The organism is Hoyosella altamirensis (assembly GCF_014191505.1).
GTDB lineage: Bacteria > Actinomycetota > Actinomycetes > Mycobacteriales > Mycobacteriaceae > Hoyosella > Hoyosella altamirensis.
Genome location: NZ_JACHWS010000003.1, coordinates 862,718 through 882,074 on the forward strand (window position 1 = coordinate 862,718; position 19,357 = coordinate 882,074).

Genomic DNA, 19,357 nt, shown 5'->3' on the forward strand with positions numbered 1-19,357 from the left:
CGTACCCATGACCAAGCTAGGAGAGCCATGAACGCCGTGCTTCTCGACGGCAGAGCAACCGCCGAAGCCATCAGGGCGGACTTGCGGGTACGCGTATCCGCGCTCGCAGAGCGCGGGATCCGGCCAGGCCTTGGCACGGTTCTTGTCGGGAATGATCCTGGCAGTGCGGCTTACGTCGCGGGCAAGCACCGCGACTGCGCACAGGTGGGTATCGTCTCCCTCCGCGAAGACCTCCCGGCGGATGCCACCCGCGGAGAAGTACTTGCCGCCGTCGCCAGGATGAACGAGGACCCACGCTGCAATGGGTTCATCGTGCAGCTCCCGCTTCCGCAGGGACTGGACGGCAACGAGGCGCTGCAGCACATTCTTCCCGAAAAGGACGCCGACGGTCTGGCTCCGGCCAGCCTCGGCCGGCTCGTGCTCGGCATGCCCGGCTCTCTGCCCTGCACACCACGTGGCATCGTTGAGCTGCTCCGCCGCTACGGCGTCACCATTGACGGCGCGAAGGTATGTGTCGTCGGGAGGGGTGTCACCGTCGGTCGGCCTCTCGGCCTGCTACTGACCAGGCGCAGCGAGAACGCCACTGTCACTCTGTGCCACACCGGCACGACAGACCTGGCCCGCGAGGTCCGTGCTGCTGACATCGTGATCGCTGCCGCCGGCAACGGCCACATGATCACGCCTGAGATGGTCAAGCCGGGGGCTGCTGTGCTCGACGTGGGGATTACGCGCACCTCCGAAGGGCTCGTAGGAGACGTGCATCCCGACGTCGCACAGGTGGCCGGATTCATTGCACCAATGCCCGGGGGCGTGGGGCCCATGACCCGGGCCATGTTGCTGACAAACGTTGTCGAGTCGGCCGAGCGAGCAATCGCAGGCGACGTGGCTTGCAGTCGTGTCCTAGTGGACATCCCGTCGTGAACTCAGCCTTTTAGCCGTTCTGTTTTCCTCAGCCATTTCATCCTGCAAGGAGCACTAGCATGACCGTCACCGACTCTCCAGCGACCGCCGGGACCACCGGGGCTACAGCGACTAAAACCCTCCCGAATAGCCTCCTCCCTACCCTCCCCGGCTCGGCCTACTCGGACAGTGAAATGTTCGCCCGCGAGCAGGCACTTATCTTCGAGCAGCTGTGGTTCTGCGCCGTCCGCTCCGCTGACCTCGCCAAGCCGGGCGCCTTTAAGACCGTGCAGGTTGGCCGCGAGAGCATCCTCGTCACGCGCTCGCGAAAAGGTGAGGCGCGCGCCTTCTTCAACATCTGCCGCCACCGGGGCGCGAAGCTCTGCACCGCAGAGTCCGGTGAGGCGAAGCGTTCCTTCCAGTGTCCGTATCACGCATGGACGTACGACTTCGAGGGCAAGCTGATCGCCGCACCTAACCTCACCAGCATGCCCGACATCGACCGCACCGAGTACGGGCTCCGCAAAGTCCATGTGCGCGAGTGGCTCGGATACATCTGGGTGTGCCTCGCAGCGGACCCGCCCTCATTCGACGACACGGTCATCAACGATGTGCGGACACGCCTCGGCGACGCGGAGTCACTCGAGCACTACGGTGTTGAAAACCTCGAACTGGGCAAGCGGATCACGTATGACGTCAAGGCCAACTGGAAGCTCATCATCGAGAATTTCATGGAGTGCTACCACTGCGCGACCATTCATCCCGAGCTCACCGAAGTACTCCCCGAGTTCGCCGATGGGTTAGCCGCACAGTTCTTCGTGGGCCACGGTGCCCTCTTCGGCGAGGAGGTAAAGGGCTTCACCGTTGACGGCTCGGAGGGGCTGGACCGGATTCCCAATGTGACAGAGGAGCAGGACCGGCGTTACTACGCGATCACGGTCCGCCCGCAGGTCTTCATCAACCTGGTTCCCGATCACGTGATCATCCACCGGATGTTCCCACTGGCGCCCGACCACACGATCGTCGAATGCGACTGGCTGTACCTGCCCGAGGTCGTGGAAAGCGGCAAGGACCTCACAAAGTCGGTCGAACTCTTCCATCGAGTCAACCAGCAAGACTTCGAAGCGTGTGAGCGCTGCCAGGCAGCCACAGATTCGCGTGTTTACGCCGACGGTGGCGTGCTGGTACCCAGCGAGCACCACATCGCTGAGTTCCACAACTGGGTCCTCGACTCCGTCAATTCCAAGGGCTGATAGCGCCATCCCCCAGCCCCCGATCCAGCTGCGGATGTCAACGAAACCCCCGGTTTTCGCGGGTTCTCGATGACATCCGCAGCTGGATTTTCGGCAGCGGCGGGTGGGAAGGGTCTATTCGTAGGCCACCGGGTAGTGCTTGATTCCGTTCAGCCAGCCTGAGCGCAGGCGCACGGGCGGTCCGACTTCACGGATGTTCGGCATTGCGTCGGCGATGGCCTTGAAAATCAGGTCAATCTCCAGCCGCGCGAGGTTGGCACCAATGCAGTAGTGCGTCCCCGTTCCCCCGAAACCCAGGTGCGGGTTGGGGTCCCGGAGAATATTGAACTTCTGCGGCTCCTCGAAGGCCTCTTCATCGAAGTTTGCTGACGCGTAGAACAGCCCGACGCGCTGGCCCTTTTTGATCGACTGCCCGCCGAGCTCGGTGTCCTCAGTAGCCGTGCGCTGAAATGCCGTGACCGGGGTTGCCCACCGAACGATCTCGTCGGGTGTGGTGCGCGGCTGCTGTTCCTTGAAGATCTCCCACTGGTCGGGGTGGTCGATAAACGCCTTCATGCCGTGTGTAATCGCATTGCGAGTCGTCTCATTGCCAGCCACTGCAAGAAGGATGACGAAGAAACCGAACTCTTCGGAGGCGAGCGACTCACCATCAATGTCGGCTGTGACGAGTTTGGTGACAATGTCATCGACCGGGCACTTTCGGCGGTCTTCGGCCATATTCCAGGCGTAGCCCATCAGTTCCGTGGACGCCGCGAGCGGATCGATATCGTATTCGGGGTCGTCGTATCCGATCATCTCGTTGGACCAGTCGAAGATTTTGCGCCGATCTTCTTGTGGAACGCCGAGCAATTCGGCAATTGCCTGTAACGGCAGCTCGCACGCGACCTGCTGAACGAAGTCGCCGCTGCCCTCTTTCTTTGCCTCATGCACGATGCGCGCGGCGCGCTCCGTTAGCGCGTCCTGCAGGCCACTAACTGCGCGCGGGGTGAAGCCCTTCGCAATGATGCGGCGCGCCTTCGTGTGCACCGGCGGGTCCATGTTGATGAGGATGACCCGCTGAGCATCGATCTGATCACGTTCAATATCGCCGTTGAAGCGCATGATTGCCGTGTTCTCAGTCGACGAAAAGATCTCAGGCTTCTTCGAGATGTCCTTGACGTCAGCGAGTTTCGACACTACCCAGTAGCCACCGTCGTCAAATCCGCTCACGCCCGCCGGTTGGGGATTCCACCACACCGGAGCGGACTTTCTCAGCTCAGCGAACTCCTCGATCGGCACACGCTTCGCCCACAGATCAGGGTCGGTGAAGTCGAATCCTTCGGGTATGCGCGGTTCTCCCACATCTGCCTCCTGGTCGTTCGCCCACAGGTATAACACGTTCTACTATTGATAGGCGATACCCTACTCCGCCCGCACTCTAAGATCCATAGCAATTTGCAAGAACCTGTTCTATATTTGGCGAAGCACCACCAAGGAGGCATTTTATGCGACACCCTGTCATCATTGACGCGGTTCGGACACCGATCGGTAAACGCAACGGCTGGCTCTCCGGTCTGCACCCCGCCGAAATCCTCGGCGCCACCCACACCGCACTAATCGAACGAAACCAGCTCGATCCGAGCTCGATCGAGCAGGTCATCGGCGGAACCGTCACCCAGGCAGGCGAACAAGCAGGCAACATCGCGCGCACCGCATGGCTCCATGCGGGGCTTCCCCAAACAACGGGTGCGACGACGATCGACGCCCAATGCGGGTCAGCTCAGCAAGCGGCCCATCTAATCGCAGGCCTGATCGCAACGGGTGCCATCGACACTGGCATCGCGTGCGGCGTCGAATCGATGAGCCGCATCCCCCTCGGCGCTAACCGCGGCGAGGGCATCGGTACCCCGCGTCCCGAGTCCTGGGCGATTGACATGCCAAATCAGTTCGCCGCCGCGGAGCGCATCGCCAAGCGGCGCGGACTCAGTCGCAGCGAGGTCGACGAGTTCGCCGTTGCGTCCCAGAAGAAGGCACTCGCGGCATGGGCGGAAGGCCGATTCGAACGCGAAGTCGTGCCCATCAAAGCTCCGGTCTTGCAAGACGGTGTGGGCACCGGAGAATCCCAGCTCGTGTCCCGAGATCAGGGGCCCCGCGACAGCACGGCGGAAGGGCTTGCCAAGCTCAAGGCAGTACTCGAAGACGGTGTTCACACCGCAGGCAGTTCGTCGCAAATCTCTGACGGCGCCGCCGCGGTTCTCATCATGGAGGAATCACGCGCCCGCGAACTCGGCCTCCAGCCCCGCGCCCGCATTATCGCTCAGGCACTCATCGGCGACGACCCCTACTATCATCTCGACGGCCCCATCGCGGCGACATCGAGGGTGCTGGCCAAGAGCGGAATGTCGATCAAGGACCTCGACCTATTCGAAGTGAATGAAGCCTTCGCGTCAGTAGTCATGTCCTGGCAGCAAGTGCATCAGCCGGATCCCGCGAAGGTGAACGTCAACGGCGGCGCGATCGCTCTCGGCCATCCAGTCGGCAGCACCGGCGCTCGCCTAATCACTACGGCACTGCACGAGCTCGAACGCCGCGACGCCAGCACTGCCCTCATCGCGATGTGCTGCGGCGGAGCGATGGCGACAGGTTCGATCATCGAGAGGATCTGAATTAGTTCGCTGCCACACGTGCCGGGAAACGCACACGTCTTGCCGATGAACGACGGTCGTTTCTCGGCACATGTCACGGCAAGAAGCGGTCAATTCGTCGCAGCACGGACCCGGCGGCCGGGTGTTCGTGCCACCCGCGGGAAAGCACTGCGTCGCGAGCGGACCGCGTGGCCGCACGGACGAGAGAACCTGGGGTCGGGAACACACGCTGACGGTCTGCTAGTTCCTTCGCACGCCGATACAAGTGCCGAGCACAGTCCGGGCACACTCCGGCCTCCGAGTGTGTGCCGAGGCGAAGGAAGTGATCTTCGTCTACGTCTCGTCCACAGCACCAGCACTGTGCGGCACTTTCTGGTTCCGGCGTCATGGGGACAATCATCCTCGCGTGCTTCGTGCGTGGGGCTGAAATCCTCCCGCTGAGCGGGCTATGACCTGGATCACCAACCCATTGCTCGATAGCTTCAGAACACTTACCAACCCCGCAGTCAGGAGCAGATCGATGGGCAGGCTCGCAGGCAAGAATGCAGTAGTCACAGGCGGTGCACGCGGTATTGGCGCTGCTATCGCACGCATGTTGATCGATGAGGGGGCATCAGTCGCAATCGCGGACCTCCTTAGTGACGAAGGCGAGCACCTCGCAAGCACGCTCGGACCGCGAGCGCGCTATGTCAAATGCGATGTCACCTCGTCAGAGTCGTGGGACGAAGCACTGGCCTCGGCCGAGGATGCGTTCGGACCGGTCAATGTACTGGTCAATAACGCTGGCGTGGTTCAGCGCGAGCGGATCGAGAACCTTAGTGAATCCGATTACCGGCGCGTGATCGACGTAAACCAGGTGGCGGTGTTTCTCGGCATGCGTGCGGTTTTGCCCTCGATGCGCCGGGCAAAGGGTGGATCGATTGTGAACATCTCATCGATTGAGGGCATTGTCGCGGCGCCCGAGATCATCGCGTATGTCGCGTCAAAGTGGGCAGTACGCGGCATGACGAAAGCGGCGGCGCAAGAGTTTGGAGCGGACGGCATCCGCGTGAACTCGGTGCATCCCGGAGTTGTGGAAACACCTATGACGATCGGAAAGCCCGGCATCGACATGATGGTGCAGGGACTCCCCGTGCCGCGCATGGGCCGCCCCGAGGAGATTTCAAGCCTGGTGACGTTCCTCGCGAGCGATGAGTCAGGCTACTGCACGGGAACCGAGTTCGTCGCCGACGGCGGCTACACATCTCGCTGACTCCCTCCCGCGCGACCGGGGTCTGAGGACAACCCCAATATCCCTGCGCCGGGTATCCCTGCGCCGGGTATCGGGCGGGACACCAGACTGCTTCTGGGTCCGCGCCCGCCTCCGGTCCCCTGGGCTACACGTGGGAGCCACCGTCCACCCTCAACTCGACGCCTGTGAGGAAAGCGCCATCATCGGATGCGGCGTACGCGATGCTGCCTGCGATCGCGGCCGGATCACCGAATCCGAGCTGTGGCTGGATCCGTCCATAGAACGACGAATCGACGTCCTCCGGGAACGTCACGCCCGTCATCAGCGGGGTGACCACTCCGCCAGGTGAGATCGCAACGACGCGCACACCGTCTTGCGCCACTTCGGCTGCGAGGCTCAGCGAGAACGCCAGCACGGCTCCTTTGGTGGCAGCGTAGGCGGTCATGTAGGGGTGCGCGTGCGTCGCTGATGTCGACGCGATGTTGACGACGACACCGCGCGATTTCCGCAGGTGTGGCATAGTTTCGCGACAGAAGAGGAACGTGCCCATCACGTTCACGCTAATGAGTTGCTGGAAATCACTCACCGAAAGGCCGTCGAGCGGAGTGGTCTTGTGAATGCCCGCGATGTTGGCCAGGATATCGATGCCGCCTAGCGTCTCGGCTGCATCGCTGACGATCGACCGGACTGTGGCCTCGTCTGACACGTCGCCAGCGCGAGTGATGATCTGACCGGCGCCTGCCTCGATGACCGCTGTTTCGACCTCGCGAAGCCCCTCCGCATTCCGGTCAACCGCGTAGACGGCAGCCCCTTCCGCCGCCAGCCGTAGCACGGCCGCCCGCCCGATTCCGGTGGCTGCTCCTGTTACAAGAGCTGTTTTCCCCTTGAAACGCATCATAATTCATACCTTTCTCGATTTGATACAGAAGTGTCTACACTGATGACAATGACGAGAATCGACCCCTCGACGCGCACTCGGCACGCGATCCTTCAGGCCGCGGCATCAGCGCTGCGCAAACACGAGCGTGCCGGTATGGCTGATATCGCTGACGAGGGCGGGTTCGGACGGGCGACGCTGTACCGGTATTTCGCCAGTCGCGAAGAGCTTCTCGTCGAGCTGAGCCGGTTCGCCGCGCAGACGTCACTCGAAGCGCTTGACGAAGCCCGAATCGACTCAATTCCAGTTCCTGACGCATTGAGTCGCGCGACCCGCGCATTGCTCACCGTGGGCCGTGAACTCTGGACCGTCAGCACCCACCGCAAGGAACTCTGGCCGGAAGAGGAGAAGATCGGCGACCTCATGCGTGATCTCGTCGCCCGTGGCCAGCACGAGGGCATACTGCGTGGAGATCTGCCAGCCCACCAGTTATCCGTTCTGTTCGGGTCACTGATTATCGGCGCGCTCACCCTGGACCCGCTGCGCCAGCTAGGGGTCGAGGATGCTGCCGATGCCATCATGACTGTCTTCATGGATGGCGCCCGTGTTCGGTAGGAGCGGCTAACGCAGCGTGCGTGTCGCTATTCCTCATAACTGACCTTGACGCTGTCACTCAAGCGCGTTGCCTGGCAGGCCAGCACCCAGCCTTGCGCGATATCCGCGGGGTCCAGAACATCGGTATCAGGCTGCGCCACTTCCCCTTCGATCACACGGCAGGCGCACGCCCCGCACGACCCTTCCCGGCAGGAAAACGGTGCGTCAGCTCCCGCGGAAATCAGTGCATCAAGCATGCGGGCATCACGTGGCCACGGCGCCTCGAGAACATCGCCGTCGATCTCTGCGAGCAGACTCCCCGCATCATCGCCGCCAGTCGCGGTGACGACCGGACCTGGTTGCGCGAATGGATCGCCTGCGAGCGACACGAACTTCTCGAAATGCACCAGAGAGCCCGGCATGCCGAGCCGCTCACACACTTCGCGAGCCGTAGCCATGAAACCTGCCGGTCCGCACACGAACGCTTCATGATTCTTGTAGGGCGCGAGCACGCTGCTCACTACGGATTTGGTGGGTAGATCCTGGACCGTTTCGAGCCAGTGCAACACGGTGAACCGGTCTGGATGGAGCTTTGCGAGTTCCGCGAGTTCGCGGTGGAAGATGACGGACCGTTCGTCACGGTTGGCGTAGAACAGTAATACTGAACGCTCATGGGCGAGAGCAGATTTCGCAATGGAGATGACCGGAGTGATGCCACTGCCCGCGGCCATCAGCAGGAGGTCGTTGTGGAAGCCTCGCGGGGTGAACACCCCCGAAGGCGCGAGGACCCGGATGGTGTCTCCCGGCTGGATTTTGTCACACAGCCAGTTCGAACCGTAACCGTCCACTACGCGTTTGATTGTTACCTTCAATTGCGGATCCGTGTGCGGGGAACTCGCCAGCGAGTACGAACGTGCGGCACCGCCGGGCAGTTCGATCGTCAAGAACTGTCCCGGCCGGTACGGCACTTGTTCCGGCGACGCGTCAAACACGAGTGAACACGCATCGGCTGTTTCGGCGATGACGTCCCGCACTCGCAGCTCGAGGACATTAGGAGTATTAGGCACATTAGGCACTGTCACTGACCTCCATCGCATCCACCTCCAGGTCGCCTCGCGCCACCGCGGCCTCGATGGAGTCACGCAATGCGCCGCAATGCCGGATGAGCGCGCACTGAGTGCCGCTGGCGAGATGGGGCGCGAACTCGTAGCAGGACGCGACAGCCTGGGCCGTCCACTGGACCGTGGTGTGCGGAAGACTGTTCTTCCGCACGCGCACGGTGCTTCCGCACCGCGCACACTGGACTGGGCACATGGGCGCGCTCAGCGGCGTAGTCATTCGCGAACCCTTATCCGCGCAACGATGCCGGAACAACGGAGAAAGACACGCCATTGGCGACGTTCGCAGCGACTTCCTGCTTCCACACCTCGACTGCTCGGGAGGTGTCGATCTCGAACTCGAAACGATCGGTCATATCAGGAGTGACGTCTTCAGCGTCGACATAGAACTGTTCGTACCAGCGGCGCAGCTGATAGACGGGTCCGTCCTGATCGCAGAGGAGTGGGTTGTCGATCGGGGCTTTGTTCTTCCAGATCTCGACGTCCTGCTGGAAACCCAGACCCACCGCGTCGGCTACTTGTGCGGCCATCGCATCGGATTCCTCGTCGCTCATGCCCGGGAATTTCTTGACGATCGCGCCCCACTGCAGCATGAAGCTGTTGCTGCTGATCGGGTAATGACAGTTGATGAGGACGGTCTCGCTGGTCACGCCAGCGGCCGTGTTCGACAGGTAATCGATCATGTAGGAGGGTCCGTAATACGCCGCGTCGGAACGCTGCTGGATCTGCTCGGTGGATCCGGGAACGAATCCGAGTTCGGCGTCTGCCCGCGTCGTACCGTTCAGGTACTGGGTGGCGACATGACCTTCGAACACGTTCTTGAAATACTCAGGCAGCGCGTAATGCACGTAGAAGAAGTGCGCCATATCCACGACGTTGTCGACGATTTCGCGGCAGTGTGAACCTTCAACGCGCAAGCTGTTCCACGTCCAGTTGCTCCACTCGCTGCTGAACGCACCCTCAATGCGCGGAATGGTCACCTCGGGTGGCGGTGGCTGGCCTTGCGGATCATTCCATACGAAAAGCTGCTTGTTCTCTTCGAGCGTGATCCACGCTCGCGTGCGTGCACCGCGGGGCACTCGTTTGGCGTAAGGAATACCCGCGCACTTGCCGTCGCCACCCCATCGCCAATCGTGGAAGGGGCATGCGACGGCATTTCCTTTCACCGCGCCTCGCGTGAGGTCACCCCCCATATGGGGGCAGTAAGCGTTGAGAACGTTGAGCTTCCCGTCTTCCCCCTGGAAGACGACGAGCTTGGTGCCGAAAGCCTCAATGGCATGTGGCTGACCGTCTTTGAAGGTCTCGGCGAGGCCGACGCAATGCCACCCGCGGGCGAATCTGGTGGGCGGCGCGGCAGCTTCGATGGTACGGAAAGGGCTAATCACTGCGTTCCTCCTTGGGCAGCGGCGGGGCCAGTATGAACTGATGCGGAGCAGAAGTGACCACCGAAGAAAAGCAGCGGTGCACCGTCTCGGTAGTCGTGCAGGCCCTGAGCTTCGCCGACAACGATGTGGTGATCTCCGCCTGGATACACGCCGCTGATGCGGCAATCGATCGTGACGAGGGAACCTGCGAGATGGGCTGTCCCGAAGCTGGATTCGTTCCACGCGACACGGCGGAATTTGTCTCGTGAGCCAGGGGCAGCGAGCGCCCGGCACACGTCTTGCTGATCCGCAGCGAGGATGTTGACCGCGAAGCGGCCTGTGGGTGCGATCCGTGCCCAGCTTGTGGACGTATCGGCCACGCAGAACAACACCAGCGGCGGGTCAAGTGACAGCGACGAAAACGACTGGCAGGTGAAGCCGACTGGCCCCGCGTCATCGATCGAGGTGATGACGGTGAGGCCTGAAGCGAACCGGCCGAGCACTCTGCGGAATTCCGTGGCCGAGGTGGGGCTCAGCGTGCTCATCGATGGCCCCAGTAGGCGTCTTCGGTAATCTCCTTGGCTGTCCACGTCGCGTCATCGACGAGGATCGAATCGGTGCCGTACTCGACCTGGAAGCCTCCCGGTGTTGCGGCGTAGAAGGACACCATTTTGTCGTTGGTGTGGCGGCCGAGTGACTGCATGATCGTGATGTCGCGCTCATGGAAGCGATCGAGTGCACGCCCCACGTCGTCGAGGGTTTCGAGTTCCACCATGAAGTGGAAGATCGCGGCCGGGCACGGCGCTTCACAGAGTCCGAGGCTGTGGTGCCGTGGGTTGCATCCGAGGAACCGTACCCAGTTCATCGCACCTTCTTCGCCCCCGATCGCCGCAGCGGGGAATCGCAGCGAATCGCGGTGCCGGAAGCCGAGTACCTCGGTGTAGAACTCGAAGGAAGCGTCGATGTCTGACGCGGAGAGCACAATGTGGCCTAGCCCCAGATTTCCGGTGACGAAACGCTCCGCATGGGGTGTGACGACGGGGCTGTGGTTCAGTGCTGGCCCGTAATAGATCTCGAGGTGGTTGCCATTGGGGTCGTCGACGTGCACGAGCCGCTCAACGCGACGGCTGGCGGCTTCGTCTGCAGAGCCTGGCTTGACGGCGTGCCCCGCTGCTTCTAGCCGCGCAACTGTCTCCTCTAGGGCCCGCTGGTTCGGCACTTCCCAGCCTGCGGCCAGGAGCTTATCGGCGTCACCCGGGATGAACTCGAATCGCGCTGCCTGCTCATCCATCCTGAAGTACAGGTGGTCGCGCGCGGGGCCGGATGTCTCTTCAAGACCGAGGATGCCGGTACCGAAGCTGCGCCATTCGCCGAGCTTGGCAGTTTCGAACCTCAGGTAGCCGAGTGAATGGATCATTCTTCCTCCAGGTGTTCAGTGGTGTGGTTGTCGAAGCTGAGTCCGCCGTTGCTGAGAACAGCGCGCGCGTAGCGGGCAAGCGTCTCCGTGCCTCCCGCCGGGAAGAGTGCGCGTGCTGCCTGAACGTCGCGCCACTGGCGCGCCAGGGGGCCGGTGGTATCTGGCGGATCCGTAGCAGCTGCTCCAGCACTCTCGACGAGCGCAGATGTGGCAGCCGCGGCTCGCTCGACGGCGAGGTGGTGGTCGCGGTGGGTTCGGAGCAGGAGTTCTGCCGGGATCTCTTCCCGCGCGATCGTGTGGGCGACCATGTCGCAGATGTTTCGTGTCAACAGCAGCCAGGCTGCGTCGACATCGCTGGCGGCGGCAGCGACACGAGCTAGCTGGTACGCGCCCGGGGCCGTCGTGGTGAGGTTTATGTACTCGGCTAACGCACCTTCTGCCATTCCGATAACAGCGGCCGTGAACGCCGCTTCGATGACAGCGTCCGCTGGCAACCTGTACAGCGCCACTGGTGACGGTGGGAACGTGTCTGGTTCGCTGTCCGGCGCGGTGCCGAGTGGACGTACCCGGTGAGCAGCGACGGCGACCTCGTGCGCGACCACATCGCGGGTCATTGCTCCTCGCAGACCCAGGAGCGGCTCGGCTGTTTCCACCGTGTATTCACCTGCAGCGATGAGGACGTCTGCATCCTCGCCGCTGGCGAGTGTCCCCCGCACGACAAGCCAGTTCGCATGCTCGCAGCCTGGAACGCGCTTCCAGCGCCCGTTAACGGTGTACTTACCCGACGAGGCCGTGATCGCGCCGGAGGGACTAACGCTCGACGACATCGTCGTGTCGAACGCTTCTCCCCACACTTCCGTTTGTGCTTTGTGCGGAAATATCGCCACACGCCACGGCGTGACCGCGAGGGCCGCTGTGATGAGTCCGGTGGAGCCGCATGCTCGCGCGACTTCTTTGATCGCGGTGCAAAACGTCACCAGTTCGCCTTCGGTGCCGCCGAACTCATGGGGCCGCAACAGTGCGAGCAGACCTGTCTGACTGAGTTCTTTGACCGTGACGCCCGACACCGCCAAGTCCTTCTCAGCGTGCTCCGCACGTTCCCTGAGATCGGGAATGAGGTCACGCACCGCGTCGAGCACGTGTTCAGACATACGCAGCCTCTCTAGCGAGCACGAATCAGTTCCGTCGAGATGTGAGACAACGTTGTCTCATGTGGGCTACACTACGTACGTAACCCAGATCACACACGCCGATATCCCGCTGTCCGGGACAAAGGAGCGGCCACATGCCTGTCCCTGCTGTCGCAACTGAGCCCGAACTCGAGCCATCCATGCTTGCTCGTGCCGCGCGCATCCTCTACGCGTTCGGCAGCGGTGCACCCGAACTCTCCCTCGCGGACCTCGTACGCAAGACCGGGCTGCCAAGGTCGTCGGTTCACCGGATTCTCAACCAGCTCGTCGCGCTCCGCGCGCTCGAGCGTTCAGGAAACGACTACCGCCTCGGTATCGGCATTCTGGAGCTTGGCGGTCTTGCCGCCCACCACAATCGGCTCCACGAGTGTGCGCTCCCGCAGTTGCACGCTGTGCACGCGCGAACCGGACTCGCTGCGCACCTTTCGATTCTCGACGGTCACGAAATCTTCTACATCGACAAGGTCGGTGTTCTGCCACCGGGAATAGATCCGTCGCACGCCGGGGGCAGGCAACCCGCATATTGCACCGCCTCCGGCAAAGCGATCGTGGCGTTCTCTGCGCCACATCTCGCCGAGCAGGTGATCGCCACTGGCACTCCCCCAAGGACCAGCGCCACCCTCGACGCAGAACAGCTCCGCCGTGAACTCGGCCAGGTACGCGAACAGGGAGTCGCTCATGACCGCGGGGAGAATTACCGGAACATTCACTGCATCGCCGCTCCCGTTCGGGACAACTCGGGATTTGCCGTCGCCGCCGTGTCGATCACTGGGCCGCGCGACCGGATCAATCAACGGCCACTCGTGACGCTGCTGCTTACTGCAGCGCAGCGTATCGGGCGGGCGTTTGCGTCGGGGCGGCGCCACCATGCATCCTGTGTAACCTAGCAAGCGTTAGGTTGACAGGAGGATCATGACAGAAGCAGTGATTGTTGCAGCGGCACGCTCACCCATCGGCAGGGCGCATAAAGGGTCACTACGCGCATGTCGCGCAGACGATCTCGCGGCTACCGTCGTCCGCGCCGCACTCGGTCAGGTTCCCGAACTCGACCCCGTGGAAATTGACGACCTCCTCGCAGGGTGCGCACAGCCAGCTGGTGAACAGGGCTACGGGCTTGGGCGGCTGATCGCGCTCGGCCTGGATCTCGATGGGCTCCCAGGTACGACAGTCCAGCGCTACTGCGCCTCGAGTCTTCAGAGCACCCGCATGGCGGCACACGCAATCCGGGCCGGCGAAGGTGACGTGTTCATCTCAGCGGGAGTGGAAGTAGTGTCGGGATACGCCCGGGGAAAAGCTGACGGGATGCCAGACACCCGCAACCCCAGGTACGCTGCTGCGATTCAGCGCACGCAGGCCGTCACCGAGCGCGCGCTCGAATGGAAAGACCCGCGCATCGACGGCGACCTGCCCGACCCTTACGTCGCGATGGGCCTGACGGCCGAATTCGTCGCCGCCCAGCGCGGCGTGTCCCGGCGTGCGCAGGACGAGTTCGCAGCGCTCAGCCAGAACCGCGCCGAAGCAGCGGCTGCCGCAGGGGTTTTCGCAACCGAAATAGTCCCCATCACCACACCTGAGGGATCGGTCGTGGAGACAGACGATTCGCCTCGCTCCGGTGTGACCGCCGAAGGCCTGGCGGCACTTAAGCCGGTTTTCCATCCAGACGGAACCGTCACCGCCGGGAACTGCTGTCCCCTCAATGACGGCGCGGCGGCACTTGTCGTGATGTCGGACCGCAGAGCATCAGAACTCGGGATCGCGCCACTTGCCCGCATCGTCTCCACCGGTGTCTCTGCTCTCTCCCCCGAGATCATGGGTTTAGGCCCCGTCGAGGCATCACGGCAGGCGCTGCGCCGCACGGGAATGAGCATCGACGACATCGACCTGATCGAGATGAACGAAGCATTCGCCGCACAGGTTCTGCCGAGTTGCGACGACCTCGGCGCTGACCTCGAAAAGGTGAATGTCTACGGCGGCGCGATTGCTCTCGGCCACCCATTCGGCATGACTGGTGCCCGCATGACGGTGACGCTGCTCAACGCCCTCCGTCGCCGAGACGAGACGCTTGGCCTCGTCACGATGTGCGCAGCCGGTGGGCAGGGCATGGCGATGATCGTCGAGCGCGTGAACTGATTTTCTCACTCTTCCGATGAGCGGGATAAGCCATAGCTAGCGTGACCTGCCGCACCGTAGCGTCCGAGATGTGACGGAGCTAATAGACCGCGTAACCTATGACGCGACCCTGCGTGAACTCCCCACGGAGCAAGGGGTTCTCCGCTATCACGAGGCGGGCGACCCCCACCTGCCCCCGCTCTTGCTCCTGCATGGGTCCGGGCCAGGTGTGAGCGGGTGGCGAAACTTCGGCAGCAACCTCGCGAGCTTCGCGCCCCACTTTCGTTGCCTGGTATTGGAACTCCCTGGCTTCGGGGTGAGCGATACCACCGATGAGCACCCCATGGTGGGCGCCCTCGGTGCCGTCATCCGCTTCCTGGACGGTGTGGGTCTCGAACAGGTCGACGTCATCGGTAACTCGATGGGCGGCATCATCGCTAGCCAGCTTGCCGTGGTACAGCCGCAACGGGTACGAAAGCTAGTAACGATCGGCGGCATCGGGCGCAACCTGTTCAGCCCCGGGCCAAGTGAGGGCATCAATCTGCTGGTCGAGTTCACCGAAAAGCCCACTCGCGAAAGGCTTGTCGAGTGGCTGACCTCGATGGTGTACAACCGGAGCCTCATCACCGATGACCTAATCGAGCAGCGGTGGCACCAGGCGACCGAACCCGCGACGCTCACCAGCGCGCGACAGATGTACGGACGTGCGGCACTCAACGCGATGGTCGAGACCATGAACGCGTCGGACGCTCCGCCACCATGGGCGATGCTCCACAAAATTACGGCCGAAACGCTCATCACGTGGGGGCGCGACGACCGTGTCAGCCCCCTCGACATGGCGATAGTGCCGATGCGCACAATTCCGAACGCCGAACTTCACGTGTTCCCGGACTGCGGACACTGGGTGATGATCGAACAGAAAACCGCCTGGGAATCCGTCGTTCTGGCTTTTCTCACCCGCAATGAGGAGCGACCATGACCCATGACAGCACACCCGCTTTCGATCACGAATATGACTTCGTCGTGATCGGTTCCGGCGGCGGCGGGATGGCGGCGGCGCTTGCCGCCACCCACGAAGGAGCGTCGACCGTCGTCCTCGAGAAGGCCTCCTCGTTCGGTGGCTCGACGGGTCTGTCCGGCGGCGCCGTGTGGATCCCGAACAATCCGGAGCTCCGACGCCGGGGCCACAACGACTCACGCGACTCGATTCTGCGCTACCTGGAACTCCTGACCGAGGGCGAGGTACCGCGGGAGCGGCTCGAAGCGTACGTCGATCACGGCCCCGACGCGATGGAATTGCTCGAAGGCAGCCCGTGGCTCGAGTTCCTCTGGGTGAAGGGGTATTCCGACTATCACCCCGAGTTCGAGGGCGGGCGCCCGCTTGGCCGTTCCGTCGAGGTACCGCCGTTTGATACACGCAAACTTGGCGCGCTCGAGAAGGATCTCGGACCGAACTTGCTGGTCGGACCGATGGGGCTGTGGATCACGTCGAAGGACTACCACCATATGGCGATGGTCACCCGAACATGGAAGGGCCGCAGCATGATCGCGGTATCGATGTGGCGAGTATTCAGCAACCTCTTCCGTCGGCGGCACATGGCAACAGGCGGCCGGGCTCTAGTCGCTCGGATGCGCCTGGCGCTCCAGGACGCGGGCATCCCCCTCTGGCTCGACACCCCCATGACTGGGCTCATCCAGGGCGATGCTGGACGCGTGATCGGTGTAACCATCGAACGGCACGGGAAACCGCTGCGCATCGGCGCGCGGCGCGGCGTGCTCCTTGCGACGGGAGGGTTCGAGCACAACACCGAAATGCGCGAGACCTACCTGCCCGAGGGCGGCCAAGTGAACCATAGCCTCGGCGCCCCCTCGAATACCGGTGACGGAATCAACGCAGGCATCGAACTAGGTGCTGCGATCGACTTCATGGATGACGCATGGTGGATGCCTTCCGTCGAACGCCCCGGCGGCAGCACGATTCCGCTTGTTTCCGAACGAGCCATACCCCGCCAGCTAATCGTGTCTAGCGACGGCAACCGATTCACCAACGAAGCCGCGCCCTACGTGAACTTCGTGCACGACCAACTCGAAGGCAAGCACCTTCCCGCGTGGTGCATCATGGATGCTCGCACACGCGCGAGGTACCCCTTCGCGCAGATCATGCCCGGGGGCAAGATACCTCAGGCGTTCTATGACGCGGGCATCGTGCACCGCGCCGCCACGATCAGCGAACTCGCTGACAAGATCGGGGTAAACGCCGACGGCCTCAACACCTCCGTCACCCGCTTCAATACCTTCGCCGCCCAAGGTAAAGACGCAGACTTCTCCCGTGGTGAAAGTGCATACGAGCACTATTACGGTGATCCCACGCTGAAGAACCCTAACCTCGATCCAGTCACTAAGGCGCCGTTCTACGCGTTCCGGATCGAGGCCGGTGACCTCGGCACCAAGGGCGGACTCGTGTGCGACGAGCACGCACGTGTGCTGCGCGAGGACGGAACCCTCATCAATGGGCTATACGCGACCGGCAACACGTCAGCCGCTGTGATGGGCCGCGAATACGCCGGCCCCGGCGCCACCATCGGGCCCTCGATCGTCTTCGGCTACCTCGCCGCGCGGCACGCATGCGGCCAGCACGGAATCCGCCCCACTACTGAATACGCCCACTCACCCGGGCATAAAAACGAGGTGTGACATGTCTACTAATCCCGTCCTCGAGTTCGTCGACCAGCATGCTGACGAATTCGCGGCAACCGCAGCCCACAGCGAAAAGCTCGGAAAACTCGATGACAGCGCCACCCGGCTGCTGCGTGAATCCGGCGTCATGCGAATGCTCGCCCCTAAGCAGTACAGCGGAGCAGAAGCCCACCCTGTCGAGTTCGCCGAGACGGTCATGCGGCTCGCAAGTCTCGACGGCTCACTTGGCTGGGTTGCTGGCATCGTGGGTGTTCATCCCTGGGAACTCGCGATGGCCGACAAGCGCGTCCAGAACGAGGTGTGGGGTGAGGACCACAACGTGTGGCTCGCTTCCCCGTACGCACCGATGGGCATTCTGCGTCCCGTCGACGGCGGCTACATTTTCAACGGTCACTGGCAATTCTCCTCCGGTACCGACCACTGCGACTGGATCTTCCTCGGTGCGTGGCTGGGGGATGAATCCGGCGAGAAGCTGCCCAGCATGGAGATGATCCATGTGCTGCTCCCCCGCAGCGATTACGAGATCGTCGAGAATTCGTGGGATGTCGTCGGTCTCCGCGGGACTGGCAGCAAAGACATCATCGTCAAAGACGCGTTCATCCCCGACTATCGCGTCATCGAGTTCAACCGGCTCATGGACGGCAGTCAGGTGCGTGACGCAGGGCTCGAAAACCCAACGTTCCACGTGCCGTACACCACGATCTTCCCGCTGGGTATCAGTGCCGCGGTGATCGGCATCTGTGAGGGCGCACTTGCGCATCACCTTGACTATCAGCGTGATCGCGTCCAGATCGTCGGCACTGCCGTTCGTGACGACCCGTATGTGCTGTCGACGATCGGCGGAGCGGCAGCGGAGATCCATGCTTCGCGGGTGACACTGCTGGACAACGTATCCCGGATCTACGACAAGGTCGATGCGGGTGAGGAAATCACTTTCGCCGACCGCGCGCAAAGCCGCCGCACACAAGTGTCAGCCGCATGGCGGGCGGTGCGGGCGATGGATGAGATCGTCGCACGTTCCGGTGGAAACGGGTTGCGGATGGCGCATCCGCTGCAGCGGTTCTGGCGGGACGGCCACATGGGCCTCGCCCACGCGATCCACGTGCCCGGCTCAGTCCTCCACGCTTCCGCCCTTGCCTCGCTGGACATCGTGCCGCCGCCCGGCCCACTCACCTCGATGATCTGACCGCCATGCTTCTTCTCTCCCAGCGCGGCGAGGCAGCCGCACAATTAGAAGCCGCGGAATCACAGAGCCGCCCAATCGCACCTCTCACCGATTCGTTCCCCGGTATCGGGGTTGACGACGCATACGAGATCCAACTGGTGAATATCCGTCGTAAGCTCGCCGCGGGTGATCAGATTCGTGGGCATAAGGTGGGTCTGTCATCGGTGGTCATGCAGCAGATGATGGGCGTCGATGAACCCGACTACGGTCATCTACTCAGCTCGATGGAACTCGACGAGAACGTGCCCGTAGACCTCAGCCAGTACTGCTATCCCCGGGTGGAAGTCGAAATCGGGTTCGTGCTCGGCGCGGACCTTCCAGGGGAAGAGTGCACCGAGTACGACGTCCTCGCCGCCACCGAACGGGTGGTACCGGCGCTCGAGCTCATCGACAGCCGCATCCGTGACTGGCGGATCACCATCGCGGACACGATCGCCGACAACGCTTCCTCAGCCGGCTACGCCATCGGGGAAGGCGCCCCGGTGGACGGGATCGACCTCACCATGATCGACGCCAGCCTTTTCCGGGGTGACGAAGTGGTCGCCGCGGGCAGGTCGGACGCGGTCCTCGGGAACCCCGCCACATCGGTCGCGTGGCTCGCCCGCAAGGTAGCTCCGTACGGAGTCCGGCTGCGTGCGGGACACCTCGTACTGCCGGGGTCATGCACACGTGCAATCGACGTCCACCCAGGTGCTCGCTTTACGGCGAAGTTCTCCGAACTCGGCGCCGTATCACTCTCTTTCGTCTAAGGAAATCCG

At 62.7% G+C, this 19,357-nt stretch carries 19 protein-coding genes; 11 read left to right on the forward strand and 8 right to left on the reverse strand.

Annotation, left to right across the window (positions count from 1 at the left end; all coding sequences use genetic code 11):
- Positions 1 to 27: 27 nt before the first annotated feature.
- Both FHU29_RS18090 and FHU29_RS18095 read left to right on the forward strand, forming a co-directional pair.
- On the forward strand, positions 28 to 921 hold the full coding sequence (locus FHU29_RS18090; protein WP_064439441.1) for a bifunctional methylenetetrahydrofolate dehydrogenase/methenyltetrahydrofolate cyclohydrolase: 894 nt from the start codon (positions 28 to 30) through the stop codon (positions 919 to 921).
- A gap of 59 nt (positions 922 to 980) precedes the next feature.
- The gene (locus FHU29_RS18095; protein WP_064439442.1) at positions 981 to 2,153 is read left to right on the forward strand and encodes an aromatic ring-hydroxylating oxygenase subunit alpha; all 1,173 of its coding nucleotides are present in this window, start codon (positions 981 to 983) and stop codon (positions 2,151 to 2,153) included.
- 114 nt (positions 2,154 to 2,267) lie between these two features.
- Here FHU29_RS18095 and FHU29_RS18100 read toward each other — a convergent pair whose 3' ends face one another.
- The gene (locus tag FHU29_RS18100) at positions 2,268 to 3,494 is read right to left on the reverse strand and encodes a cytochrome P450 (RefSeq protein ID WP_064439443.1); all 1,227 of its coding nucleotides are present in this window, start codon (positions 3,492 to 3,494) and stop codon (positions 2,268 to 2,270) included.
- Positions 3,495 to 3,637: 143 nt separating this feature from the next.
- Here FHU29_RS18100 and FHU29_RS18105 point away from each other — a divergent pair, with 143 nt between their 5' ends.
- Positions 3,638 to 4,798 carry a steroid 3-ketoacyl-CoA thiolase gene (locus FHU29_RS18105; protein WP_064439444.1) on the forward strand — a complete coding sequence of 387 codons (1,161 nt, stop codon included), beginning with the start codon at positions 3,638 to 3,640 and terminating at the stop codon, positions 4,796 to 4,798.
- A gap of 499 nt (positions 4,799 to 5,297) precedes the next feature.
- Positions 5,298 to 6,029, forward strand: a complete 732-nt coding sequence (locus tag FHU29_RS18110; RefSeq protein ID WP_064439445.1) for an SDR family NAD(P)-dependent oxidoreductase — start codon at positions 5,298 to 5,300, stop codon at positions 6,027 to 6,029.
- 124 nt (positions 6,030 to 6,153) lie between these two features.
- Here the strand turns inward: FHU29_RS18110 and FHU29_RS18115 are convergent, their stop codons facing one another.
- Entirely contained in the window at positions 6,154 to 6,906 is a 753-nt protein-coding gene (locus tag FHU29_RS18115; RefSeq protein ID WP_064439446.1) for an SDR family NAD(P)-dependent oxidoreductase, read from the reverse strand.
- 48 nt (positions 6,907 to 6,954) lie between these two features.
- On the opposite strand from FHU29_RS18115, the gene FHU29_RS18120 reads away from it, so the two are divergent.
- Positions 6,955 to 7,500, forward strand: coding sequence for a TetR/AcrR family transcriptional regulator (locus FHU29_RS18120; protein WP_064439447.1), 546 nt, complete (start codon positions 6,955 to 6,957; stop codon positions 7,498 to 7,500).
- A gap of 26 nt (positions 7,501 to 7,526) precedes the next feature.
- Here the strand turns inward: FHU29_RS18120 and FHU29_RS18125 are convergent, their stop codons facing one another.
- Genes FHU29_RS18125 through FHU29_RS18150 form a run of 6 tightly spaced genes read right to left on the reverse strand, consistent with a single transcriptional unit; the run spans position 7,527 to position 12,529 of the window.
- The gene (locus FHU29_RS18125) at positions 7,527 to 8,576 is read right to left on the reverse strand and encodes a ferredoxin--NADP reductase (protein ID WP_064439448.1); all 1,050 of its coding nucleotides are present in this window, start codon (positions 8,574 to 8,576) and stop codon (positions 7,527 to 7,529) included.
- Complete coding sequence (locus FHU29_RS18130; protein ID WP_064439449.1) at positions 8,548 to 8,817, reverse strand: hypothetical protein; 270 nt, start codon at positions 8,815 to 8,817, stop codon at positions 8,548 to 8,550. Before FHU29_RS18130 ends, FHU29_RS18125 begins: the two co-directional genes overlap by 29 nt.
- A gap of 10 nt (positions 8,818 to 8,827) precedes the next feature.
- Entirely contained in the window at positions 8,828 to 9,982 is a 1,155-nt protein-coding gene (locus tag FHU29_RS18135; protein WP_198156512.1) for a 3-ketosteroid-9-alpha-monooxygenase, oxygenase component, read from the reverse strand.
- Positions 9,979 to 10,506: a flavin reductase family protein gene (locus tag FHU29_RS18140; RefSeq protein ID WP_064439450.1), complete on the reverse strand. Its 528-nt coding sequence runs from the start codon at positions 10,504 to 10,506 to the stop codon at positions 9,979 to 9,981. The genes FHU29_RS18135 and FHU29_RS18140 overlap by 4 nt, the downstream gene beginning before the upstream one ends.
- The gene (locus FHU29_RS18145) at positions 10,503 to 11,378 is read right to left on the reverse strand and encodes a VOC family protein (protein WP_064439451.1); all 876 of its coding nucleotides are present in this window, start codon (positions 11,376 to 11,378) and stop codon (positions 10,503 to 10,505) included. The genes FHU29_RS18140 and FHU29_RS18145 overlap by 4 nt, the downstream gene beginning before the upstream one ends.
- Positions 11,375 to 12,529, reverse strand: a complete 1,155-nt coding sequence (locus FHU29_RS18150; RefSeq protein WP_064439452.1) for an acyl-CoA dehydrogenase family protein — start codon at positions 12,527 to 12,529, stop codon at positions 11,375 to 11,377. The genes FHU29_RS18145 and FHU29_RS18150 overlap by 4 nt, the downstream gene beginning before the upstream one ends.
- 134 nt (positions 12,530 to 12,663) lie before the next feature.
- On the opposite strand from FHU29_RS18150, the gene FHU29_RS18155 reads away from it, so the two are divergent.
- From FHU29_RS18155 to FHU29_RS18180, 6 genes are all read left to right on the forward strand, one after another.
- Entirely contained in the window at positions 12,664 to 13,455 is a 792-nt protein-coding gene (locus FHU29_RS18155; protein ID WP_064439453.1) for an IclR family transcriptional regulator, read from the forward strand.
- Positions 13,456 to 13,480: 25 nt separating this feature from the next.
- The gene (locus tag FHU29_RS18160; RefSeq protein ID WP_064439454.1) at positions 13,481 to 14,698 is read left to right on the forward strand and encodes an acetyl-CoA C-acetyltransferase; all 1,218 of its coding nucleotides are present in this window, start codon (positions 13,481 to 13,483) and stop codon (positions 14,696 to 14,698) included.
- A 70-nt stretch (positions 14,699 to 14,768) separates the two neighbouring features.
- Entirely contained in the window at positions 14,769 to 15,656 is an 888-nt protein-coding gene (locus FHU29_RS18165; protein ID WP_232322901.1) for an alpha/beta fold hydrolase, read from the forward strand.
- Positions 15,653 to 17,371, forward strand: coding sequence for an FAD-binding protein (locus tag FHU29_RS18170; protein ID WP_064439455.1), 1,719 nt, complete (start codon positions 15,653 to 15,655; stop codon positions 17,369 to 17,371). Before FHU29_RS18165 ends, FHU29_RS18170 begins: the two co-directional genes overlap by 4 nt.
- A gap of 1 nt (position 17,372) precedes the next feature.
- Complete coding sequence (locus tag FHU29_RS18175; RefSeq protein WP_064439456.1) at positions 17,373 to 18,560, forward strand: acyl-CoA dehydrogenase family protein; 1,188 nt, start codon at positions 17,373 to 17,375, stop codon at positions 18,558 to 18,560.
- Between the two features lie 5 nt (positions 18,561 to 18,565).
- Positions 18,566 to 19,348, forward strand: coding sequence for a 2-keto-4-pentenoate hydratase (locus tag FHU29_RS18180; RefSeq protein ID WP_064439457.1), 783 nt, complete (start codon positions 18,566 to 18,568; stop codon positions 19,346 to 19,348).
- Positions 19,349 to 19,357: the final 9 nt, after the last annotated feature.

Bases quoted from the DNA above. Each gene is read 5' to 3' on its own strand.
- FHU29_RS18115 (WP_064439446.1), bottom strand. From the start codon at position 6,906: ATGATGCGTTTCAAGGGGAAAACAGCTCTTGTAACAGGAGCAGCCACC.
- FHU29_RS18095 (WP_064439442.1), top strand. From the start codon at position 981: ATGACCGTCACCGACTCTCCAGCGACCGCCGGGACCACCGGGGCTACA.
- FHU29_RS18160 (WP_064439454.1), top strand. From the start codon at position 13,481: ATGACAGAAGCAGTGATTGTTGCAGCGGCACGCTCACCCATCGGCAGG.
- FHU29_RS18140 (WP_064439450.1), bottom strand. From the start codon at position 10,506: ATGAGCACGCTGAGCCCCACCTCGGCCACGGAATTCCGCAGAGTGCTC.
- FHU29_RS18105 (WP_064439444.1), top strand. From the start codon at position 3,638: ATGCGACACCCTGTCATCATTGACGCGGTTCGGACACCGATCGGTAAA.
- FHU29_RS18155 (WP_064439453.1), top strand. From the start codon at position 12,664: ATGCCTGTCCCTGCTGTCGCAACTGAGCCCGAACTCGAGCCATCCATG.
- FHU29_RS18130 (WP_064439449.1), bottom strand. From the start codon at position 8,817: ATGACTACGCCGCTGAGCGCGCCCATGTGCCCAGTCCAGTGTGCGCGG.
- FHU29_RS18180 (WP_064439457.1), top strand. From the start codon at position 18,566: ATGCTTCTTCTCTCCCAGCGCGGCGAGGCAGCCGCACAATTAGAAGCC.
- FHU29_RS18170 (WP_064439455.1), top strand. From the start codon at position 15,653: ATGACCCATGACAGCACACCCGCTTTCGATCACGAATATGACTTCGTC.
- FHU29_RS18110 (WP_064439445.1), top strand. From the start codon at position 5,298: ATGGGCAGGCTCGCAGGCAAGAATGCAGTAGTCACAGGCGGTGCACGC.
- FHU29_RS18090 (WP_064439441.1), top strand. From the start codon at position 28: ATGAACGCCGTGCTTCTCGACGGCAGAGCAACCGCCGAAGCCATCAGG.
- FHU29_RS18125 (WP_064439448.1), bottom strand. From the start codon at position 8,576: ATGCGATGGAGGTCAGTGACAGTGCCTAATGTGCCTAATACTCCTAAT.
- FHU29_RS18175 (WP_064439456.1), top strand. From the start codon at position 17,373: ATGTCTACTAATCCCGTCCTCGAGTTCGTCGACCAGCATGCTGACGAA.
- FHU29_RS18150 (WP_064439452.1), bottom strand. From the start codon at position 12,529: ATGTCTGAACACGTGCTCGACGCGGTGCGTGACCTCATTCCCGATCTC.
- FHU29_RS18145 (WP_064439451.1), bottom strand. From the start codon at position 11,378: ATGATCCATTCACTCGGCTACCTGAGGTTCGAAACTGCCAAGCTCGGC.
- FHU29_RS18120 (WP_064439447.1), top strand. From the start codon at position 6,955: ATGACGAGAATCGACCCCTCGACGCGCACTCGGCACGCGATCCTTCAG.